Origin of the sequence: Streptomyces sp. cg40 (assembly GCF_050320165.1) — a bacterium.
Lineage (GTDB): Bacteria > Actinomycetota > Actinomycetes > Streptomycetales > Streptomycetaceae > Streptomyces > Streptomyces hokutonensis.
This window is the reverse complement of record NZ_CP190128.1, coordinates 3709584-3729189: the sequence shown is the minus strand read 5'-3', so window position 1 is coordinate 3729189 and position 19606 is coordinate 3709584. Positions and strand designations below refer to the sequence as shown.

Below are 19606 nucleotides of genomic sequence, written 5' to 3'. Positions count from 1 at the left end.
GAGCCTTCGCGTCCACGGTGCCGTGAGAATAGAAAGGTCTGGACCACGGGTCAATAGGTCTGGACCACTTCGGCTCCGGTGTGCTAAACCCCCAACTCCTGCGCCAGTACGGCCGCTTGGACCCGGCTGCGCAGCCCCGGCTTCGCCGACAACCGCCTGACGTGCGTCTTCGCTGTCGCCTCGGCCGTGTCGAGCCGGTCCGCGACCCCCGCGTCGAGGACGGCCGGGTCGGTCCCCGGGCGGGGTGCGGGCCTCGTTCTTGAGCTGGAAGCCGGCGGCACCTGCGCGCAGGGCGCCGAGGCCGTCGGGGGTCGGGGCGGCGGTGGGTTCGCGTGGTTCAGCGCTCCCCGCCGGGTACCCACAACACGTCCCCCGCCCCCTTGTTGGCCGTGCGGGCCAGGATGAACAGGAGGTCCGACAGGCGGTTGAGGTAGGTCGCCGTCAGGGGGTTCATCACCTCGGCGTGGACCTCAAGGGCCGCCCAGGTCGAGCGTTCGGCGCGGCGGACGACCGTGCAGGCCTGGTGCAGGAGGGCCGCGCCAGGGGTGCCGCCGGGGAGGATGAAGGAGCGGAGTTTTTCCAGGCGGTCGTTGAAGCGGTCGCAGTCCGCCTCCAGTTTGTCGATGTAGAACTGCTCGACCCGGAGGGGTGGGTACTCGGGCTTCTCGACCACGGGGGTGGAGAGGTCGGCGCCGACGTCGAAGAGGTCGTTCTGGACGCGGGTGAGGACCTTGACGATGTCCTCGTCGAGGTTGCCGAGGGCGACGGCGGTGCCGATCGCCGCGTTCGCTTCGTTGGCGTCGGCGTACGCCGAGATCCGGACGTCCGTCTTGGCGACCCGGCTCATGTCGCCGAGGGCGGTCGTGCCCTGGTCGCCGGTCCTGGTGTAGATGCGCGTCAGATTGACCATGCGGCCAGCGTAGTCAGGGTCGGTCGGCGCTCAACTACGCCGTACGGGCGGTCGAATGACCCGCGCCGGTGTGATGTCCGTCAGATGAGACGTGACGCGCGTTACTAACCGGTCACACAGCGCCGTCACTTCGCTAGTGTCCGCCGAGAGGCATACGGATACACGCTGTAAGCGTTTCAAAGGGGAGTCGCACAGTGGCACGGAAGCTTGCCGTCATCGGCGCCGGACTCATGGGTTCCGGTATCGCCCAGGTCTCCGCGCAGGCGGGCTGGGACGTCGTCCTGCGCGATGTCACCGACGAGGCCCTGAAGCGTGGCACCGACGGCATCAAGGCCTCGTACGACAAGTTCGTGAGCAAGGGGAAGCTGGAGGCGCACGACGCCGACGCGGCCCTGGGGCGGATCACGGCGACCACCGATCTCGACGCGGTCGGCGACGCGGACATCGTCGTCGAGGCCGTCTTCGAGAAGCTCGAAGTCAAGCACGAGATCTTCCGGGCGCTCGACAAGATCGCCCGGGAGGACGCCGTCCTCGCGTCCAACACCTCCGCCATCCCGATCACGAAGATCGCGGCCGTGACGGAGCGTCCGGAGCGCGTCGTGGGCACGCACTTCTTCTCGCCGGTGCCGATGATGCAGCTGTGCGAACTCGTCCGCGGCTACAAGACGAGCGACGAAACCCTCGCCACCGCGCGGGAGTTCGCCGAATCCGTCGGCAAGACCTGCATCGTCGTCAACCGTGACGTGGCCGGCTTCGTGACGACCCGTCTCATCTCGGCGCTCGTCGTCGAGGCGGCGAAGCTGTACGAGTCGGGCGTCGCCACCGCCGAGGACATCGACCTCGCCTGCAAGCTGGGCTTCGGTCACGCGATGGGCCCGCTGGCCACCGCGGACCTCACCGGCGTCGACATCCTGCTGCACGCGACGAGCAACATCTACACCGAGTCACAGGACGAGAAGTTCGCCCCGCCGGAGCTGATGCGCCGAATGGTGGACGCCGGTGACATCGGCCGCAAGAGCGGGCAGGGCTTCTACAAGCACTGAAACCGCACACGCCCCTGCGGCATCACACGCAGGGGTGAATTCGGTATCGGTTCGCTCACAGACGGCAACCTCCCGGCACTTCACACAGTCAGAGGTTGCATCACCCACATCACGGAGTACGCCACCGCACTCACGGGGAGCGCATATGTACATCAGGGGCGACCACGTCGAGCTGGTCGTCGGGGGCCGCCTCGACGTCCGCAGCGCGGCGGACGCCCGTACGGTCCTGCACTCGGCCGTCGACGACGGAGTCGGCGACCTGGTGCTCGACCTGTCCGAGCTCGACTCCTGGGACGCCACCGGCCTCGGCGTCATCATGGGAGCCCATCGACGGGCCGGCCGCTGCGGCCGGCGCCTGGTGCTGCGCGGTGTACCGCCGCAGATGCAGCGCCTGCTCGTGGCCACCCGGCTGCACCGCATCCTCGCGATCGAGGGCGGCATCGGGGCGGAGTGCCTGCCCCGGGTGTGACCAGTTTTGAAAGTGTGTCACTTCCACCGAAAGTGACACACTTTTTTTAAGAGGCCCGGTCGGACGCCCGCGAAACACCCGACGCGCACAATCCTCATGAGACTGTGACGTCTCGGACGGCGCGGTACCCCGGGCTGTCGTAGATACTGTGCGAAGGTTTAGGGTTCGGTCGCCCGCTGTGTGACAACCCTTCGAGCGGGCCCGGACCAGAAGCGACAGCGCGGTGTGCAGCAAGGCCGGGAGGGGCCTGGGTCCTGTCGACCCGCACACGACGCTTTTGGGGGGCTTGGACCTATGGACCCGATCAACCGGGAACCCGAGGAGTACGGCCAGGACGGCGACGACACGTCGTCGCGCCAGCGCCCGCCGCGGGAACCCCTCACACCCGACTTCGGCCAGCACACACCCGCGCTCGCCCGCACCGTGCAGCTGGTCACCGGTGACTTCCTGCTCACCGTCAACCCCGTCGACGGCAGCGAGATCGAGGCCTGCCCGCCCGGACAGCGGCCCGGCCGGCCCGCCAGGCTCACCGCCGCCGAGCGCGCCGAGACCGCCCGCGCGGCCAAACCGCCCGCCCCGCCCGGCCTGAACCGGCCCGCACTCCCGCTCCTGGAACGCCAGGAGGAGCGCGAGCGGCTCGTACGGCTGCTCGCCCGCGGCCGTTCCGTACGCCTCACCGGCCCCTCGGGTTCGGGCCGCAGCAGCCTCCTCGACCTCGTCGCCGAGGACTGCCTCGACCTCGCCCCCGACGGCGTGATCCGCCTCACCGGCTTCCACCGCACCGCCACCGACCTCCTCCACGACCTCTTCTACGCCGTCTACGACGCACCCCTGCACCGGCCCGCCCGGGACGAACTGCTCACCCTGGTGCGGGAGATCGGCGCGGTCGTCGTCCTCGACGACATCGAGTTCGGCGGCGGCGCCCTGGAGGAACTCCTCGACGCGACCCCCGAGTGCGCCTTCCTGGTCGCCGCGACCCCCGACATCCCCGCACCGGCCGCCGACTCCGTCATCGAGGAGGTCTTCCTCGGCGGCCTCCAGCGGGCCGGCGCCGTGGAGGTCCTGGAGCACGCAGTGGGCCGCGTCCTCACCGAGGAGGAGGCGAACTGGGCGGGCGACCTCTACTTCGAGTCCGAGGGCCTGCCCCTGCGCTTCGTCCAGGCCGGCGCCCTGCTCCGGCAGCGCGACGAACTGCGCGTCGGCACCAGCGTGGTGGAGGAGTTCGGCGTCTTCCAGGACATGATCCCGGCCGACGCGCCCCCCATCACGCCCCTCGACGGCGACGAGGACGACGCCGTACCGCTGCCGTCCCTCGGCGAGGCCGCCGCGCCCGCCCCGCTGCTCGCCTCCCGGCTCAGCGACTCGGCCCGCGCCACACTGCGCTTCGCCGTCGCGCTCGGCGGCGAGGTGCCGCACCAGGCCCATCTGCCCGCACTCGTCGGCGACACCCACGCGGACGCCGCCCTCGGCGAACTCGCGGCCTGCGGACTGGTCTCCCCGGTCGGCGGCCGCTACCGGCTCGCCTCCGGCGTCCAGACCCAGCTGGAGGCCGCCGGATACGGCGAGGAGACCGGGGCCAGTGCCCTCATCGCCGGGCTGCACTACTCCTGGTGGGCCGGACACCCCTCGGTCACCCCCGGGCGGGTGTGCGCCGAGGCGGACGCGCTGCTCGCCGCCCTCACCGTCCTCGTACCGGCGACGACCCCGCCCGGCGAGGGCGAGGAGAGCGCCACCGTGGAACTCGCCCGTACGGCCGCCCCCGCGTTCGCCGCCGGACTCCACTGGAGCGCCTGGGAACGCGCGCTGCGCTCCGGCGCCGAGGCCGCCCAGCTCGCCGGCAACGCGAGCGAACAGGCCTACTTCCAGCACGAGTTGGGCGTCCTCGCGCTCTGCGAGGGCGACCTCGACCTGGCCCGGGCCGAACTGGAGTCCTCCATCGGCCTGCGCGACTCCGTCGCCGACAAGCGCGGCACCGTCGCGGGCCGGCGCGCCCTCGCCCTGGTCGCCGACCGCTCCGGCATCACCATCGGCCTCGGCGCCGCGGCCGGCGAGGAAGTGCCCGACGCCCGCTACGAGGAGTCCGCCTCGCCGCCCGGCGGCACCCCGACGCCCTTCCCGCCGCTCCAGCCCCCGGGCGACACCTACACCCTCGTCGCCCACCAGGCCCCGTCCGGCGGCAGCCCCACGCCCCACAACAAGGCGCGCGGCGGCCTGCGCGGCTACGCCCGGCGCAACCTCGTCGCGGCCGGTGCGGGCGCGCTGCTCGCCGCCGTCCTCGGCACCGTCGTGACGCTCGGCGCCACGTCCAACAACAACGCCGACAACCCGTCCGACAAGGTCGGCGTCAACCCGTCGGCCAGCCAGGGCAGCTCCGACGACAGCCTCGGCGCCGACCCGGCGAAGAAGGGCGACAACGGCACGGCCAGCAGCAGCCCGACCAACCCCGGCCCCGACGGGACCTACGGCACCTCGGACGACCCGACACCGCCGTCGAACAGCGGCACGCCTTCGGACAAGCCGAGCGGGACGAAGTCGCCGACACCGTCCAAGTCCCCGACCACCAAGCCGCCGTCGACGAGCCCGACCACGACCAGGCCCACGGATCCGACCACCGCGCCGCCCACCACGTCGGCGCCTCCGACGGACACCACGTCACCCACTCCGACGGACACGTCCACCGCCCCGTCCACGGGAACCTCGGCGAGCGGCATCGCCTCCTCCAGCGCCCCCGTCGACACGACCAGTTCCGCCGCCCCCGCGAGCAGCATCGCCTCGGGCACCGTGATCTGACCCTCCGTGCAACGCTGAAGGGCCGGCTCCGATGATCGGAACCGGCCCTTTTCGGCGTAGTGAGATCGGTGTCGGTCAGAACAGGCGGAGCTTGTCGTCCTCGATGCCGCGCAGGGCGTCGTAGTCCAGGACCGCACAGCCGATGCCGCGGTCGGTGGCGAGGACGCGGGCCTGCGGTTTGATCTCCTGGGCGGCGAAGATGCCACGCACCGGGGCGAGATGCGGATCGCGGTTCAACAGCTCCAGATAGCGCGTGAGTTGCTCCACGCCGTCGATCTCGCCGCGCCGCTTGATCTCGATCGCGACGGTCTGGCCCTCGGCGTCCCGGCACAGGATGTCGACCGGTCCGATGGCCGTCATGTACTCGCGGCGGATGAGCGTGTAGCCGTCGCCGAGGGTCTCGATGCGGTCGGCCAGCAACTCCTGGAGGTGCGCTTCCACGCCGTCCTTGATCAGGCCGGGGTCCACGCCGAGTTCGTGCGAGGAGTCGTGGAGGATCTCCTCCATCGTGATGATGAGCTTCTCGCCCGCCTTGTTGATGACGGTCCAGACGCCGTCGTCGTCCCCGGAACCCTCCTTCAGCGTGCAGGGCGGCGACATCCAGTTGAGGGGCTTGTAGGCCCGGTCGTCCGCGTGGATCGAGACGCTGCCGTCCGCCTTCACCAGGATCAGACGGGGGGCGGAGGGGAGGTGGGCGGTGAGCCGGCCCGCGTAGTCCACGGAACACCGGGCAATGACGAGACGCATGGTCGGCAACGCTACTCGACGGGCGTGGGTGCACGCGATTCGCCCTGGAAGACCCCTGACGCCCCTTGTTCATTAATGGCCGATTGTGGGCCCATTGAGAGTTCCCTATGTACGCATTCTCCTGGTGCCGCCACCTTCCGTTGCCTACCGTATAAACGGGAGGTCGCGAGGCGTGTACGCAGCGTGTTCGTAATCGCGGACTCCCTTATCTGTCCGGCAACCCCCGCTGGTTGGGGGTGCGAGAGGAGAACCCATGTCGCTCGACGTCTCACCGGCCCTACTCGAAAAGGCCGAGCGAGGCGAGGTCGACGAAGCGGAATTCGTCGACTGCGTCCGGACCTCCCTGCCTTACGCATGGGAGATGATCAGCTCCCTGGTGGCTCAGCTGAAGGTCGACGGCGGTGCGTTCGCCGACAACCAGACGCCGCCGCCGGACGAGCAGGCACGCGGTCAGTTGCTGCGTGCGCTCGCGAGTGACGCGATACGCGGCGCGCTGCAGCGGCACTTCGGTGTGCGGCTGGCCTTCCAGAACTGCCACCGGGTGGCGGTGTTCCCGTTGGACGGCTCGGTCGACGAGACGCTGGCTCGCTTCACCTCGGTGCGCAGCCAACTGCTCAACCAGTCCCCGGAGTTCAGGGACTGCTGACGAGGCGATGCGCATTGCTTGCCGCTCCGTACGCGGGAGGTGCTTTCTGTACTGGGGCGGCAAGCTCCCCGCACGTTGCTCAGCCGAGGTGCGGGAGCACCTCGGCACCCAGCCGCCGTACGTTCTCCTCGGTCGACGCCAGGTCCCCGGAGCCCTCGACGAGCAGCGCGAAGCGGGAGATGCCGGTCCGCTCCGAGGTCGCCGCGAGCCGGTCCACGCACAGCCGCGGGGTGCCCACCGGGTGCAGTCCGCAGAGGAGTTCGGTGTACGCCAGCGGGTCGCGCATCGAGCGCTCCCGGTCGTCCACCGTCACATGGGCGTCCAGCCCCTGCTTCAGCCAGCCCGGCATCGCCTTCACGAGCGCCTCCACCGCGTCGGCCCGCTTGTCCGCGATCTGGCAGACCCCGGCCGACACATGGGCCGCGTCCCGGATCTCCTCCGCCGGCCGCCCGGCCGCCCGCGCCAACTGCCGCCACAGGGCGATCATCTCGGCCTTCTCCTCGTCCCCGACATGCATGCCGAGCAGCATCGGCAGGCCCCGCTCGGCCGCCAGCCGCACGCTCGCGGGCGAGGTGCAGGCGACGACGACCTCGGGGCCCGGCGCGTCCGACAGCGCCTCCGACGGCCTTGGTACGACCGGGACTTCACGGAACGCGTAGCGGTCACCGGTGCCCGCGACCGACGGTTCGCGAAGCCAGCTCATCAACAGATCCAGTGATTCCGGGAACCCGCGTTCGTACGCGGCGAGGCCCGCGCCGAACACCTCCAGGTCGACCCACGGCCCGCCGCGCCCCACGCCCAGCGAGAAGCGGCCCCCGCTCGTCACATGCAGCAGCGCGGCCTGCTCGCCGAGGGCGACCGGGTGCACGGTGGGCAGCACGCTGACCGCGGTGCCGACGCGGATACGCCGGGTGCGGCCCAGCAGTAACGCGGCCAGGGTGACCGCGGACGGGCAGGTGCCGTAGGGCACGAAGTGGTGCTCGGCCAGCCAGGCCGTGTCGAGACCGGCTTCCTCGGCGACCTCCACCGAGCGGACCGCACGGTGCAGGGCCTCCCCCTGGCCCTGACCCGGGAACTGGGCCGCCAACACAAAACTTCCGACGCGCATGGTTCTTCCTGCTTCCTCGGCTCCGACACGGAGCTCCCCCACCGGGCATAACCGCCCGACACGTGCCTAGGACACGGCCTGGCGGAGAGATTTGCGGATTGTCTGCAGAATGTGCGGCCCTGAGGGGGACTTGTGCGGGTTGATGCCCTTCGCGTACCCCTGTGCGGGGCACGTAGGCTGGACACAGCCCGTGCCTCCTGTATAGCCCCGTGAGGTGTTCTGTGTCCCCGCGTCGCAACCGACCCAAGGAGTCCGGTTCCTCCGGCCCCAGTGCCGACGAGGACCGCTCGGGCCGCTACGGCGGCTGGCAGTCCACGGAGCACTGGCAGGGCGAGGAGTGGAGCGTGCGCCATGTCGCCGGGGCCAGCGCGGAGGGCAAGACGTACCGCTGCCCCGGCTGCGACCAGCAGATTCCCTCCGGTGTCCCGCACGTGGTGGCCTGGCCGGAGCGCGCGGGTGTGGACGACCGGCGGCACTGGCACAAGGCGTGCTGGAACGCGAAGGACCGCCGCACCACACGGGTGCAGCGGTCCAGGAACGCGCCGAAGTTCTAGAAGGTGTTCCTGCTCACACGTCCCGCTTCTCCAGCAGCGCGACGGCGCCCGCGAACGCGACGGCCGTCACCCCCAGGATGATCCACAGCGGGTCCCAGCCCGAAGGGCCGGATTCGCTGAGGGAGTTGGAGTAGAAGACGCTCAGCTGGTTCGGGATCGAGTACTCGAACAGCGCCTGCCGTACGTTCTCCAGGGACTGCGCGAACATGAACAGCGCGACGACCAGCGGGGCGAGCACGGCGCCGATCATGATGGTGATCGCGCCCGCCGAGTGCCGGATGATCGAGCCGACGATCAGCGAGAGCAGCCCGAGCAGCGCGACGTAGAGGGAGACCCCGAGGGTCCCCTTCAGCCACTCGCCGGCGGACGGGTCCTTCGCGCCGTTGTCCTTCAGCAGCGAGGCGTCCACGAAGGCGATGAACGACGTCGTCACCAGCGTCACCACGAAGGCGACCGCGAAGAACACGATGGCCTTCGCCGCGAGCACGCGCGCCCGGCTCGGGCACGCCGTCATCGTCGTGCGGATCATGCCGGTGCCGTACTCGGAGGCCGTGGTCAGCACGCCGAGCGTGATGATGCACATGAGGCCGAGCAGCAGTCCGAAGAAGCCGAGGGAGAGCGGGTTCTCGCCGTTCATCTCGGACGAGGAGTTGCTGACCACGACCGCGGCGAGCAGTCCGATGCCGAGCACGAGGACGATGAACACCCCGAGCGTCCAGATCGTCGAGCGGACCGACTTGATCTTCGTCCACTCGGAGGCCAGCGCGTGCCCGAGATGCGTGCGCACCACGGGGATCGGCGAGGTGTAGCCGCCGTACGAAGGACCGTTCGCCGCCTGCCAGTTGGGCGCGGCTGCCGGGGGCATCGGGAGCTGGGGCGTACTCATCGGGCGTCCTCGGGCTTGGTCAGGTCGGGCGTGGAGGCGGGGGTGGCCGAGGGCTGGGCGTCCGCGGCCGGAGGTGCGTCCTGGGGCGGCTGTGGCGGCGTCTGCGGGGCCGGCGGGGTCGGAGGCGTGTACGGGCCCGGTGCGGCCGCGGCGGGCGCCGCAGGAGCGGCGTAGGGGTTCGGGGCGGCGCCGTAAGGATTCGGCTGGCCCATCGCGAACGGCTGGCCGCCCTGCGCCGGGGGCGGCGGCGCGTACCAGCCCGGCTGGCCCTGGCCGGGCACCGGCATCGGCGGCTGCGCGCCCGGCGGAAGCGGCTGCATCAGACCGGCCTTCTGGTCGATCGTCGAGCGGTAGTCGACGGCGCCCTGCGTCATCCGCATGTACGCCTCCTCCAGCGAGGCCTGATGCGGGGACAGCTCCCAGAGCCGTACGTCCGTGTCGTGGGCGATGTCGCTGATGCGGGGGAGTGGCAGTCCGGTCACGCGCAGGCCGCCGTCCTGCTCGGGCAGTACGTGGCCGCCCGCCTCGGTCAGCGCGGAGGTCAGCTTCTCGCGGAGCTGTGGTTCGGTGTCCGGAGTGCGTACGCGCGCGAAGTCGGCGGAGTTGGCCGAGATGAAGTCCCGGACGCTCATGTCCGAGAGCAGCTGTCCGCGCCCGATCACGATCAGGTGGTCCGCCGTCAGCGCCATCTCGCTCATCAGGTGCGAGGAGACGAAGACGGTACGGCCCTCCGCCGCGAGCGCCTTCATCAGGTTCCGCACCCAGAGGATGCCCTCGGGGTCGAGACCGTTGACCGGCTCGTCGAAGAGCAGCACCTGCGGGTCGCCGAGCAGCGCGGCGGCGATGCCGAGCCGCTGGCCCATGCCGAGGGAGAAGCCCTTGGAGCGCTTTCTCGCCACGTCCTGGAGGCCCACGACCCCGAGCACCTCGTCCACGCGCCGGGCCGGGATGCCCGAGAGCTGGGCCAGGCTCAGCAGGTGGCTGCGGGCGCTGCGGCCGCCGTGCACGGCCTTGGCGTCGAGCAGGGCGCCGACCTGGCGGGGGGCGTTGGGCAGCTTGCGGTAGGGGAAGCCGCCGATCGTCACCTGTCCCGACGTGGGGTTGTCCAGGCCGAGGATCATGCGCATCGTCGTCGACTTGCCCGAGCCGTTGGGTCCGAGGAAGCCGGTGACGGCACCGGGCCGCACCTGGAAGGAAAGGTTGTACACGGCGGTCTTGTCGCCGTAGCGCTTGGTCAGGCCGACAGCCTCGATCATGCTCCGCACCCATCGAAAGGATCAGGACAGCAGGGCACACGCCCCCGTAAGGGTTAGGAGGATATCGGGGCGCTGACGGTTCCGCTCAAGAGAAAGTAAAGCCGTGGCCTTGGATGGGGGCGTGGCGGTGCCCGGCGTTTTGTCCCGACACGGGCCGGTGGGGGTGTCGGGGTCGTGGCGGTACGACGAGCCCGCCGCGGGTTGCGCCCCTCTGTCGGTTCAGGAGTGGGCGGCGTTGGGACCAGCTAAGCGGCGGGCTCGCCGTACCGCCACGACCCGCTCGCGTCCGTCGGCGGGTGCGGGGCCCAGTACTACGCGTCCCGTCGCTTCAGCAGGACGTATGCGCCGATCAGTGCCGCGGCCACCCACAGGGCCATGATGCCGAAGCCGCCCCAGGGGCCGTACGGTGCGGAGTCGTCGACCGGGGTGACGACCTGCATGATCTTGCTGCCGGCCTGGTCGGGGAGGTACTGGCCGATCTTCTTCGTGGCGGAGACGTTGCCGAGGATGTTGGAGATCAGGAAGAAGAAGGGCATCAGGATGCCGAGGGACAGCATCGGGGAGCGGAGCATCGAGGCGACGCCCATGGAGAACATCGCGATCAGGGTCATGTAGAGGCCGCCGCCGATCACCGCGCGCAGTACGCCGGAGTCGCCGATCTCCGCCCTGTGGGAGCCGAGCATCGCCTGGCCCAGGAAGAACGTGACGAAGCTGGTCACCAGGCCGACGACGAGGCAGAGACCGGTGGCCACCGCGATCTTGCCGAACAGGAAGGTGCCGCGCTGCGGGACCGCCGCTAGGGATGTGCGGATCATGCCGGTGCTGTATTCGTTCGAGACGACGAGCACTCCGAACACGATCATCGCCAGCTGTCCGAGGCTCATCCCGGCGAAGCTGATGAAGGTCGGGTCGAAGGAGAGTTTGTCCTTCTCGCTCATGTCGTCGAACTGGTTCTTCGACAGCGCCGAGATCAGCATGCCCAGCCCGATCGTCACCACCAGCGCGAGGGACAGTGTCCAGATTGTCGATGCCACGGAGCGGATCTTCGTCCACTCCGACCGGATGACCTGGGTCGCCGCCATGTCAGTCCTTCTTCCAGCCGTCGCCCCAGCCCTGCTGTTGCGCGGCAGGTGCGACGGGGAGTGGTGTATCGGAATGCGCGTGGTACTCCACCGACTCCGCGGTCAACTGCATGAACGCCTCCTCCAGGGAGGCCTGTTGGGGACTCAGCTCGTGCAGCACGAGCTGGTGCTGCGCGGCCAGCTCACCGATCTGCTCGGACTTGCCGCCGTCCACCTCAAGGGTTCCGTTGCCGGATTCGACGACGGTGACCCCTGCCTGGTGCAGCACGTCGAGCAGCCGTTCGCGGTGCGGGGTGCGGATCCGGACGTAGGACCGCGAGTTCTGCTGGATGAAGTCGGCCATGGAGGTGTCCGCGAGGAGGCGGCCCTGGCCGATGACCACGAGGTGATCGGCCGTCAGTGCCATCTCGCTCATCAGGTGCGAGGAGACGAAGACGGTACGGCCTTGCGCGGCAAGGGACTTCATCAGGTTGCGGATCCAGTGGATGCCCTCGGGGTCGAGGCCGTTGACCGGTTCGTCGAACATGAGGATGCGGGGATCGCCGAGGAGCGCGCCCGCGATGCCGAGCCGCTGGCCCATGCCGAGGGAGAATCCCTTGGCCTTCTTCTTCGCGACGGCTGTGAGTCCGACGGTGTCGAGGACCTCGTGCACCCTGCTGTTCGGGATGCCGTTGCTCTGTGCCAGGCACAGCAGGTGGTTGAAGGCGCTGCGTCCGCCGTGCATGGCCTTGGCGTCCAGGAGGGCGCCGATGTACTTCAGCGGGTCCTTGAGCTGGTCGTAGTGCTGGCCGTCGATGCGTACGTCACCTGCGGTCGGCCGGTCGAGGCCGAGCATCATGCGCATCGTCGTCGACTTGCCGGCGCCGTTCGGGCCGAGGAAGCCCGTGACGATTCCGGGCCGGACGGCGAACGTGAGGTTGTTCACCGCCACCTTGTCGCCGTACCGCTTGGTCAGCCCCTCGAGCTCGATCATGCGGCCACGTTAGGACCGCTGTTGGGCTGATGCCACCCGGACGGGCAAACAGAGTCCGACGGCGCAGGCAACAACGGTGAACGCCGTCGCCCAGGCGAAGGTGTGGGGGAAGGCGGTGGTGCCGTGGCCGTGCGCGAGGATCGTCGCCAGTACCGCGGTGCCGACGCCGCCGCCAAGCTGCTGCACGATCCGGGTACTGGTGCTGGCGTGCGGGATGCGGGCGCGGTCGAGGCCCTGGTAGGCGCCCACCATGACGGCCATGTTGGCCGCGCTCATCCCGAACCCGCGTACCACCAGGGCCCCGGCGAGCAGCGCGGCGCCGGGGTGCGGGAGGAGGAAGGGGAGGGTGCCGAGAGCGCAGAGGAGCATGCCCGACACGACGACCGGGCGGGGCCCGATGCGGTCGGTGAGCGGGCCGGTGACCCGGGCCAGCAGACTGCCGAGGCCCTGTGGCGCCAGCAGCAGCCCGGCCGCGATCACGCCCTCGCCGCGCACCTGTTGGTAGTAGAGGGGGAGCAGGAACATGCCGCCGAAGAGGGTGAGCCCGTTCATGAACGTCAGGAGGGAGGAGACGGCGAACGCGCGGTCCTTGAAGAGGCGGAGGTCTACGAGGGGGTCGCGGGCATGGAGTGCGTGGAGGGTGAACAGGGCTGTCAGTACGGCGCCGGCCGGGATCGCGATCGTGCGGGCCGTGCCGGTCTCGGACAGGCCGTAGACGAGGGCGGCGAGGCCGGGGGAGAGGAGCAGGAGGCCGGTCAGGTCCAGGTGGTGGCCGGGGCGGGGGGTGTCCTTCGGGACGCCGCGCCAGGCCAGGGCGAGGGCCAGGAGGCAGACGGGCACGTTGACGTAGAAGATCCAGCGCCAGCTGAGGTGGCCGACGATCAGGCCGCCGAGGACCGGGCCGAGGATCGGTACGACCACGACGGGCAGGGTGATCGCGGTCATCAGGCGGCCGAGGGAGCGGCCTCCGGCGGCGCGCATCACCAGGGTCTGGAGGACGGGCAGGAGCAGTCCGCCGCCTATGCCCTGGAGGACCCGGAAAGCGATCAGCGAGCCGATGTTCCAGGCGAGGCCGCAGAGGACGGATCCGGCGAGGAAGAGGGTGAGCGCGCCGAGCCAGACGTGGCGGGAGTCGTAGCGCTCGACCGCCCAGCCGGAGACCGGGACGACCGTGGCGAGGGCGAGGAGGTAGGCGGTGCTGACCCATTGCAGGCTCGCCGTCGACGCGCCCAGGTCGTGGCCCAGGGTGTGCAGGGCCATGGAGACGATCGTGCTGTCGAGGAGCGGGGCCAGCGCGCCCAGGACGAGGATGCCGGCGAGTTTGCGGACGGCGGGGTCGAGGCGTTGAGATGAGGTGACGGTTGTGGTGGACATGGCGGTACCCCCTTTGGAGACGCTGCGTCTCTAATGGGCAGGATAGGGTGGCCTTGTAAGAGACGCAAGGTCTCCTAATGAAAGGTGTCGGCGATGACCGGAGAGCAGACGCGGCGGCGTGGGGCCGCGCTGGAGGCCGACATCCTGGACGCGGTGTGGGAGGAGCTGGCCGAGGTCGGCTACAGCCGGCTCACCATGGAGGGCGTCGCGGCCCGCGCCCGTACCGGTAAGCAGGTCCTCTACCGGCGCTGGGCCAACCGCGCCGAACTCGTCAAGGCCGCCCTGCCGCACCGCACCGGCTTCATCGTCGACCAGGTCCCCGACACCGGGGAACTCCGTGCCGACCTGCTGGCCCTGCTGCGGCTGATGATCGAGCGGCAGCGGCAACTGGGCTCGGACGTCCTCCGGGGCCTGCTCGCGGAAGCGACCGACCTGGACCCGAAGGTCTTCGGCATCATGCACGACATCCTGCTGACGCTGCTTCGGCGGGCCGCGAAGCGCGGCGAGATCCCTACCGCCGACCTTCCCCGGCGGGCCGTCACCGTTCCCGCGGACCTGCTGCGCTACGAGATGGTCGTCTCGCACGAACCGGTCACCGACGCCACGCTCGTCGAGATCGTCGACGACGTCTACCTGCCGCTGCTGCGCGGACACGGCTGAGGCCCGCACCCCCGGAGGGAATGCGGGCCTCAGCCGTACGCAAGAACTACCGCGTGACTACCGGGACTGCTGAGCCGGAACCCCACGGGAGATGGGCTCGTCCTCGACCGGAGAGCTCGCGGCGGCCACGGCGGCGCCGGTGAGCGTGGCGAGCATCTCGCGCACGTTCGTCAGCTGCGCGTTGATGCTGTCGCGGCGGTTGGTGAGGGCGGCCAGCTCGCGCTCGGACTCCGAACGGATGCGGTCGGCCTTGGCGTTCGCGTCGGCCACGATGTCCTCGGCCTGGCGCTGGGCCGTCTCCACCGTCTGGCGGGCGCGGCGCTCGGCGTCCGTGCGCAGCTTCTCGGCCTCCAGCCGGAGCTGCTCCGCGCGGTGCTCGATCTCCGCGAGACGCTTCTCCGCCTTCTGCTGACGGGACGCCAGGTCGCGCTCGGACTGCTCGCGGCGCTTGGCGAGGTTCGTCTCGAAGTCCGCGGCGGCCTGGGCGGCCTTGGCGCGGGTCTCCTCGAAGAGGGCGTCGGCCTCCTCACGCTTCTGCTGGGCGTCCTTCTGGGCCTCGCCACGCAGCTGCGCGGAGTCGCTCTTGGCCTTCTCGACGATCCGGACGCCCTCGTCCTCCGCCTTGGCCTTGCGCTCCGCAGCGAACGATTCTGCGTCGTTGCGGACCTGCTGGGCAGCGGACTCCGCGAGTTCGCGGTGCTGCTCGGCCGCGCGCCGGGCCTCCTCGCGCAGATCCTTGGCCTCTTCCTCGGCGAGGCGGAGGATCTTCTCGACCCGCGCGCCGAGGCCGGCGTACGACGGCTCGGCGTCGCTTACCTGGGCCGCGGCGTTCTGCGTTTCGAGGTGGAGCTCCTCGATGCGCTTTTCAAGAGCAGTGATACGAGCCAGAGCGCTGTCACGGTCGGAGACGAGCTTCGAGATGCGTTCGTCCACCTGAGCGCGGTCGTACCCACGCCGCACAAGCTCGAAGCCGTAGGGGGAAGTGTCGCTCATGGGGTTCCTGTCGAATGAGACCGGTGAGGTGATAGGTGGAATCCTAGGGGCCGAAGCGGTGTGTCATCGAGCGGATGCGTGTTTGATCTGGAGAATGACACCCCTTTTGAGTGGCTAACCGTCCGAGCGCTTGCCAAAGACCGGGTCAAAGGCCCCAGAACGCCCGAACCTCACAGCAGGTTCTTAACCTCGGCTAGCCTTCAACCGACTTGCCACCCGAACGAGTTGCGCCCGCGGCGGCGCCGGCCTTGACCGCGCCGTCCTTCGCCGCCGTCGGGGCCTCAAAAGACTCCAACGCCTCAAGGACGTCCTGGACACGGGAGATTTCGGCATTGATGTCCTCGCGGCGGCGGACCAGCACGTCGAGTTCGCGCTTGCCCTCCTCCACCGTGCGCCGGGCCTCGCGGATCGCCTCCGCCTTCAGGTCCTCGGCCTCACGGATCAGCGTGGACTTCTTCTGCTCGGCCTCCTTGAGGAGACCCTCCGCCTTCTTCACCGCGGCGATACGGACCTTGCCCGCCTCGGAGTTGGCCTCCGAGACCAGCTCCTTGGCCTTCGCCTGAGCCTTGCCGAGCTGCTCCTCGGCCGCCTTGATGAGCGCGTCGCAGCGGTCGCCGGCCGAGCGCATCGTCTCCGCGGACTCACGGCGGGCCCGCTCGTGCAGACTCTCGATCTCGCTCGTGATGCGGTCGCGCAGCTCCTCGGCCCGCTCCCTTATGGCGGTGGCGTCCCGGCGCGCGCCGACCAGCAGCTCGTCCGCGTCCGTACGGGCCTGCTCCACCCGGGAGTTGCCCTCGACGGTGCCCTCGGACACCAGCCGGTCCGCCTCCTTGCGGGCCGCGCCCACCATGGAGTCGGCCTGCGCCTCGGCGTCCGCCGTGGTCTTCTGCGCCTGCTGCTGCGCCTCGCCGAGAAGCTTGTCGGCCTCCGCCGCGGTCTCCGTGATGAGCGTGTCGACCTGCTCGGCCACGTCCGACCGGCGCTTGTTGGCCTCCTTGCGGGCCTCGTCCAGCGTCCGCTCGGACTCCTCGCGCGCCGCCGCGGTGACCCGCTCGGCCTCCGCCTCCGAGTCCGCCCGCAGCCGCGCCGCCTCGGCCCGGGTCCGCTCGGCGTGCAGCTGCGCGGCCCCGACCGTCTCGGCGGCCTCGGCGCGCAGCCGCTCCGCGTCCCCGGTCGCGTCCGAGATCAGCTTCTCGGCCTTGGCCACGGCCTCCGAACGCACCCGCTCCGCCTCGGTGGCCGTCTCCGTCTGGAGCCGCTCCGCCTCCGCCGTCACCTCGGTGATGAGGGTGTCGGCCTGTGTCGCCGCGTCCGAACGGATCCGGTTGGCGTCCTCGCGGGCGTCCGCCCGGGCCCGCGCCGCGTCCTGGTCGGCCTGCGCGATCGCGTCCGCCGCCTCCGTGCGCCCCCGCTGGACGTGCTCGGCGGACTCCGAACGCATCCGCTCGGCCTCCGCGATCGCCTCCGCGACCGTACGCTCCGCGAGCGCCTTGGCGGCGTCCGTCTCCTCGCCGGCCACCCGGCGGATGCGGTTGGCGTCCTCGGTGGCCCGCTCCCGCTCGCTGTAGGCGTCGGCGCGGACCCGGTCCGCCTCCTCCTGCGCCTCGCGCCTGACCCGGTCCGCGACATGCTCGGCGGCCGACCGCAGCCCCTGGATCTCCTCCTGGGCCTGCTCGTGCAGCCCGGCGACCGACTCCCGCACCTGCTGGGCGTGCTGCTCGGCGCCCGACACCATCTCGGTGGCGCGCCGGTCGGCCTCCTCGACCAGCCGGACCGCCTCGGCCTGCGCCTCCTCCACCCGGTTGCGGGCGGAGGCGAGCAGCTCCTCGCTCTGCTCCCGGGCCCGCTCGCGCTCCTGCCCGGCCTCCTCACGGGCCGACCCGAGCAGCTCCTCGGCCTCACGACGTCGTCGTACGGCCTCCTCCTGGGCAGCGGCCAGAGTCTCCGAGGCCTCGATGGCGAGGCGCTCGGCGGCGGCCTGCGCCTCCGCGCGGACCCGGTCCGCGGTGTCCTGCGCCTCGGTCTTCAGCCGCTCGGCCTCGGCGGACGCCTCGGACCGCAGCCGTACGGCGATGGACTCGCCCTCGGCGCGGGAGGCGGACGCGTCGGCGGCGGCCTCGTTGCGCAGCCGGTCGGCCTCCGCCTCGGCCTGCGCCTGGAGCGAGCGGATGCGGTCGGCGGCCTCGCCGCGCAGGCGCTCCGTCTCCTCGGCGGCCTCGCGGCGGATCCGCTCGGCCTCCTCGCGGGCGTCGGTCAGGGCCTGTTCGGCCGCGGCGAGCCGCTCCTCGGTCTCGGTGTGCAGCCGCGTCAGGCCCTCGGCGGCCTCCTCGCGGCGCGCCTCTATGGCCCGCTCGGTCTCGTCGCGCAGATCGCGCGCGGCCTGTTCGGCGTCCGCCTTGATGCCCTCGGACTGCTCGACGACCTCCGCGCGGTGCCGCTCGGCCTCCTTGCGGGTGCGGTCGAGGGTCTCCTCGGCCTGCCGGCGCAGGGTGGTGGCGCGCTCGATGGCCTCGGTGCGGACCTTCTCGCTGTCCGTGGTGGCGGTCTGGCGCAGCTCGTCGGCGTCGACGCGGGCCTTGGAGAGGAGTTCCTCGGCGGTCTTGGCCGCCTCCTCGATCTGCTGGACGGCCTCGCGGCGGGCCTCGGCGCGGATCCGCTCGCCCTCGCCGACCGCGTCGGCGCGCAGCTGCTCGGCCTCGCCGCGCAGCCGGCGCGCCTCCTCCTGGAGCTCGACCGTCTTGGCGCGGTACTCCTTGGTGTCGTCCTTCGCCGCGCCCTTGAGCCCCTCGGCGATGTCGTGCGCCTGGGCGCGCAGCCGGTCGGCCTCGGCCTCCGCCTCGGAGCGGATCCGCTCGGCCTCCTCGGCGGCGGCCTTCGTGGTGTTCTTGGCCTCCTCGGACGCCTTGTCGAGAACGTCCTCGGCGGTCCGGGCGGCCTTCGCGAGCTGGGAGGCGGTCTCCTCGGCGGTGAGGCTGCGGGCGTTCTCCTCGGCCTCCGCGACGATCTTCTCGGCCTTGGCCTGGGCGTCCGCGACGATCTGATCGGCGTCCGCCTTGGTGGTCTCGGCCTCCTTGGTGGCCTCGGTGACCAGCCGGGCGACCTGCTCCTTCGCGGTCCGGGTGCGCTGCTCGTTGGCCGACTCGGCGCTCGCGAGGGCCTTGGCGGCGGAGTCCTTGGCCTCGGTGAGGACCTTCTCGGCCTCCAAGCGCGCTTCCCGCAGTGAGGTTTCGGCCTCCGCCATCCGCAGCTCGGCGGCCCGGCTCAGCTCGGTGGCCTGCCGGCGGGCGGAGTCCGACTCGTTGACGGTGGAGCTGCGCAGCTGTTCGGCGTGGTCGGTGGCTTCCTGGGCCTGGCTGGAGGCCGCGTTCAGCAGGCGTTCGGCGTCCGTGCGGGCGCGGCGCAGGAGTTGCTCGGCCTCCCCGCGGGCCGCCTCGGCGTCCATCTCCAGCCGCTGCCGGGCCTCGGCGGCGACCCGCTCGGCCTCGGCGCGGGCGGCGGCCAGCGCCTGCTCGGCCTCGGCGCGGGACTCCTCCACGAGCCGGCGGGCCTGTGCCTCGGAGCGGGCGCGCAGCTGCTCGGCCCACGCCACGTTCTCGTTGACGTGCGACTCGACGGTCTGTCGGCGCTCGCCCAGTTCCTGGTCGAGCTGCTGGCGCCGGGTCACGGCCTCCTGGTGCAGCTCGGCCTGGAGGCGGGCCGCGTTCTCCGCGTGCTCCTGGAGGATGCGCTGGGTCTGCGCGCGGGCCTGGCTGAGCTCCCGCTCGGCGTCCTGGCGCAGCTGGTCGGCCTGGATCTGGGCATTACGGAGCATCTGCTCGGCCTGGTAGCCGATGTCGCCGCCCTCGTATGCCGGGCGGGACATGAGGGTGCGGCGCGCCTCGTGGAGCTTGGCGCGCAACACCTCGACCTGGTAGCCGAGGTCCTCGGCATGCTGGATCGCCTTTTCCCGCTCGGTCTTCAGCCGCTCCATCTCGGCCTCGAACCGAGAGAGGTGGTCGACGTCAGCCGCCGGCTCTCGCTCCTGGCGTTCGTAGCCCCGCACTGCGCGGTCCCATCCGTCCCCTGGTCGCGGTTTACTCCAACGAGCTCCGTCCATCCGCCGAACGGTGCTCCCG

At 70.9% G+C, this 19606-nt stretch carries 16 protein-coding genes and 1 pseudogene; 6 read left to right on the top strand and 11 right to left on the bottom strand.

Going from position 1 to position 19606, the window contains the following annotated elements; genetic code table 11:
- Positions 1-83: 83 nt before the first annotated feature.
- Both ACQHII_RS16200 and ACQHII_RS16195 read right to left on the bottom strand, forming a co-directional pair.
- Positions 84-251: pseudogene (locus ACQHII_RS16200) on the bottom strand (LuxR C-terminal-related transcriptional regulator); the annotation flags it as partial.
- 86 nt (positions 252-337) lie between these two features.
- On the bottom strand, positions 338-910 hold the full coding sequence (locus ACQHII_RS16195) for a cob(I)yrinic acid a,c-diamide adenosyltransferase (protein ID WP_427919979.1): 573 nt from the start codon (positions 908-910) through the stop codon (positions 338-340).
- Positions 911-1104: 194 nt separating this feature from the next.
- Between ACQHII_RS16195 and ACQHII_RS16190 the strand changes: the two genes are divergently transcribed.
- The 3 genes from ACQHII_RS16190 to ACQHII_RS16180 all read left to right on the top strand — a co-directional run bounded on the left by ACQHII_RS16190 (position 1105) and on the right by ACQHII_RS16180 (position 5212).
- Positions 1105-1953 carry a 3-hydroxyacyl-CoA dehydrogenase family protein gene (locus ACQHII_RS16190; protein ID WP_427919978.1) on the top strand — a complete coding sequence of 283 codons (849 nt, stop codon included), beginning with the start codon at positions 1105-1107 and terminating at the stop codon, positions 1951-1953.
- Between the two features lie 145 nt (positions 1954-2098).
- Entirely contained in the window at positions 2099-2422 is a 324-nt protein-coding gene (locus ACQHII_RS16185; protein WP_093629151.1) for an STAS domain-containing protein, read from the top strand.
- Between the two features lie 294 nt (positions 2423-2716).
- Positions 2717-5212, top strand: coding sequence for an ATP-binding protein (locus tag ACQHII_RS16180; RefSeq protein ID WP_427919977.1), 2496 nt, complete (start codon positions 2717-2719; stop codon positions 5210-5212).
- Positions 5213-5287: 75 nt separating this feature from the next.
- Here ACQHII_RS16180 and nucS read toward each other — a convergent pair whose 3' ends face one another.
- Positions 5288-5959 carry an endonuclease NucS gene (gene nucS, locus ACQHII_RS16175; protein WP_427919976.1) on the bottom strand — a complete coding sequence of 224 codons (672 nt, stop codon included), beginning with the start codon at positions 5957-5959 and terminating at the stop codon, positions 5288-5290.
- Positions 5960-6212: 253 nt separating this feature from the next.
- Here nucS and ACQHII_RS16170 point away from each other — a divergent pair, with 253 nt between their 5' ends.
- Complete coding sequence (locus ACQHII_RS16170) at positions 6213-6605, top strand: SCO5389 family protein (protein WP_019060740.1); 393 nt, start codon at positions 6213-6215, stop codon at positions 6603-6605.
- Positions 6606-6684: 79 nt separating this feature from the next.
- On the opposite strand, the gene ACQHII_RS16165 is transcribed toward ACQHII_RS16170, so the two are convergent.
- Positions 6685-7713, bottom strand: a complete 1029-nt coding sequence (locus tag ACQHII_RS16165) for an LLM class flavin-dependent oxidoreductase (RefSeq protein WP_427919975.1) — start codon at positions 7711-7713, stop codon at positions 6685-6687.
- 221 nt (positions 7714-7934) lie between these two features.
- Here ACQHII_RS16165 and ACQHII_RS16160 point away from each other — a divergent pair, with 221 nt between their 5' ends.
- Positions 7935-8267 (top strand): ATP/GTP-binding protein, encoded by a 333-nt coding sequence (locus tag ACQHII_RS16160; protein WP_427919974.1) that lies wholly within the window; start codon positions 7935-7937, stop codon positions 8265-8267.
- A 13-nt stretch (positions 8268-8280) separates the two neighbouring features.
- Here ACQHII_RS16160 and ACQHII_RS16155 read toward each other — a convergent pair whose 3' ends face one another.
- The 5 genes from ACQHII_RS16155 to ACQHII_RS16135 form a co-directional block, all read right to left on the bottom strand.
- Positions 8281-9153: an ABC transporter permease gene (locus tag ACQHII_RS16155; RefSeq protein ID WP_427919973.1), complete on the bottom strand. Its 873-nt coding sequence runs from the start codon at positions 9151-9153 to the stop codon at positions 8281-8283.
- Positions 9150-10409, bottom strand: a complete 1260-nt coding sequence (locus tag ACQHII_RS16150; protein ID WP_427919972.1) for an ABC transporter ATP-binding protein — start codon at positions 10407-10409, stop codon at positions 9150-9152. Before ACQHII_RS16150 ends, ACQHII_RS16155 begins: the two co-directional genes overlap by 4 nt.
- A 311-nt stretch (positions 10410-10720) precedes the next feature.
- On the bottom strand, positions 10721-11491 hold the full coding sequence (locus ACQHII_RS16145; RefSeq protein WP_427919971.1) for an ABC transporter permease: 771 nt from the start codon (positions 11489-11491) through the stop codon (positions 10721-10723).
- A gap of 1 nt (position 11492) precedes the next feature.
- Positions 11493-12464, bottom strand: coding sequence for an ABC transporter ATP-binding protein (locus ACQHII_RS16140; protein WP_427919970.1), 972 nt, complete (start codon positions 12462-12464; stop codon positions 11493-11495).
- 9 nt (positions 12465-12473) lie between these two features.
- Positions 12474-13838 carry an MDR family MFS transporter gene (locus tag ACQHII_RS16135; protein WP_427919969.1) on the bottom strand — a complete coding sequence of 455 codons (1365 nt, stop codon included), beginning with the start codon at positions 13836-13838 and terminating at the stop codon, positions 12474-12476.
- A gap of 93 nt (positions 13839-13931) precedes the next feature.
- Here ACQHII_RS16135 and ACQHII_RS16130 point away from each other — a divergent pair, with 93 nt between their 5' ends.
- Positions 13932-14498: a TetR/AcrR family transcriptional regulator gene (locus ACQHII_RS16130; protein ID WP_427919968.1), complete on the top strand. Its 567-nt coding sequence runs from the start codon at positions 13932-13934 to the stop codon at positions 14496-14498.
- Between the two features lie 57 nt (positions 14499-14555).
- On the opposite strand, the gene ACQHII_RS16125 is transcribed toward ACQHII_RS16130, so the two are convergent.
- Together ACQHII_RS16125 and scy are read right to left on the bottom strand one after the other, a co-directional pair.
- Positions 14556-15491: a cellulose-binding protein gene (locus ACQHII_RS16125; protein ID WP_019060749.1), complete on the bottom strand. Its 936-nt coding sequence runs from the start codon at positions 15489-15491 to the stop codon at positions 14556-14558.
- A gap of 193 nt (positions 15492-15684) precedes the next feature.
- Positions 15685-19533: a polarized growth protein Scy gene (gene scy / locus ACQHII_RS16120; RefSeq protein ID WP_427919967.1), complete on the bottom strand. Its 3849-nt coding sequence runs from the start codon at positions 19531-19533 to the stop codon at positions 15685-15687.
- Positions 19534-19606: the final 73 nt, after the last annotated feature.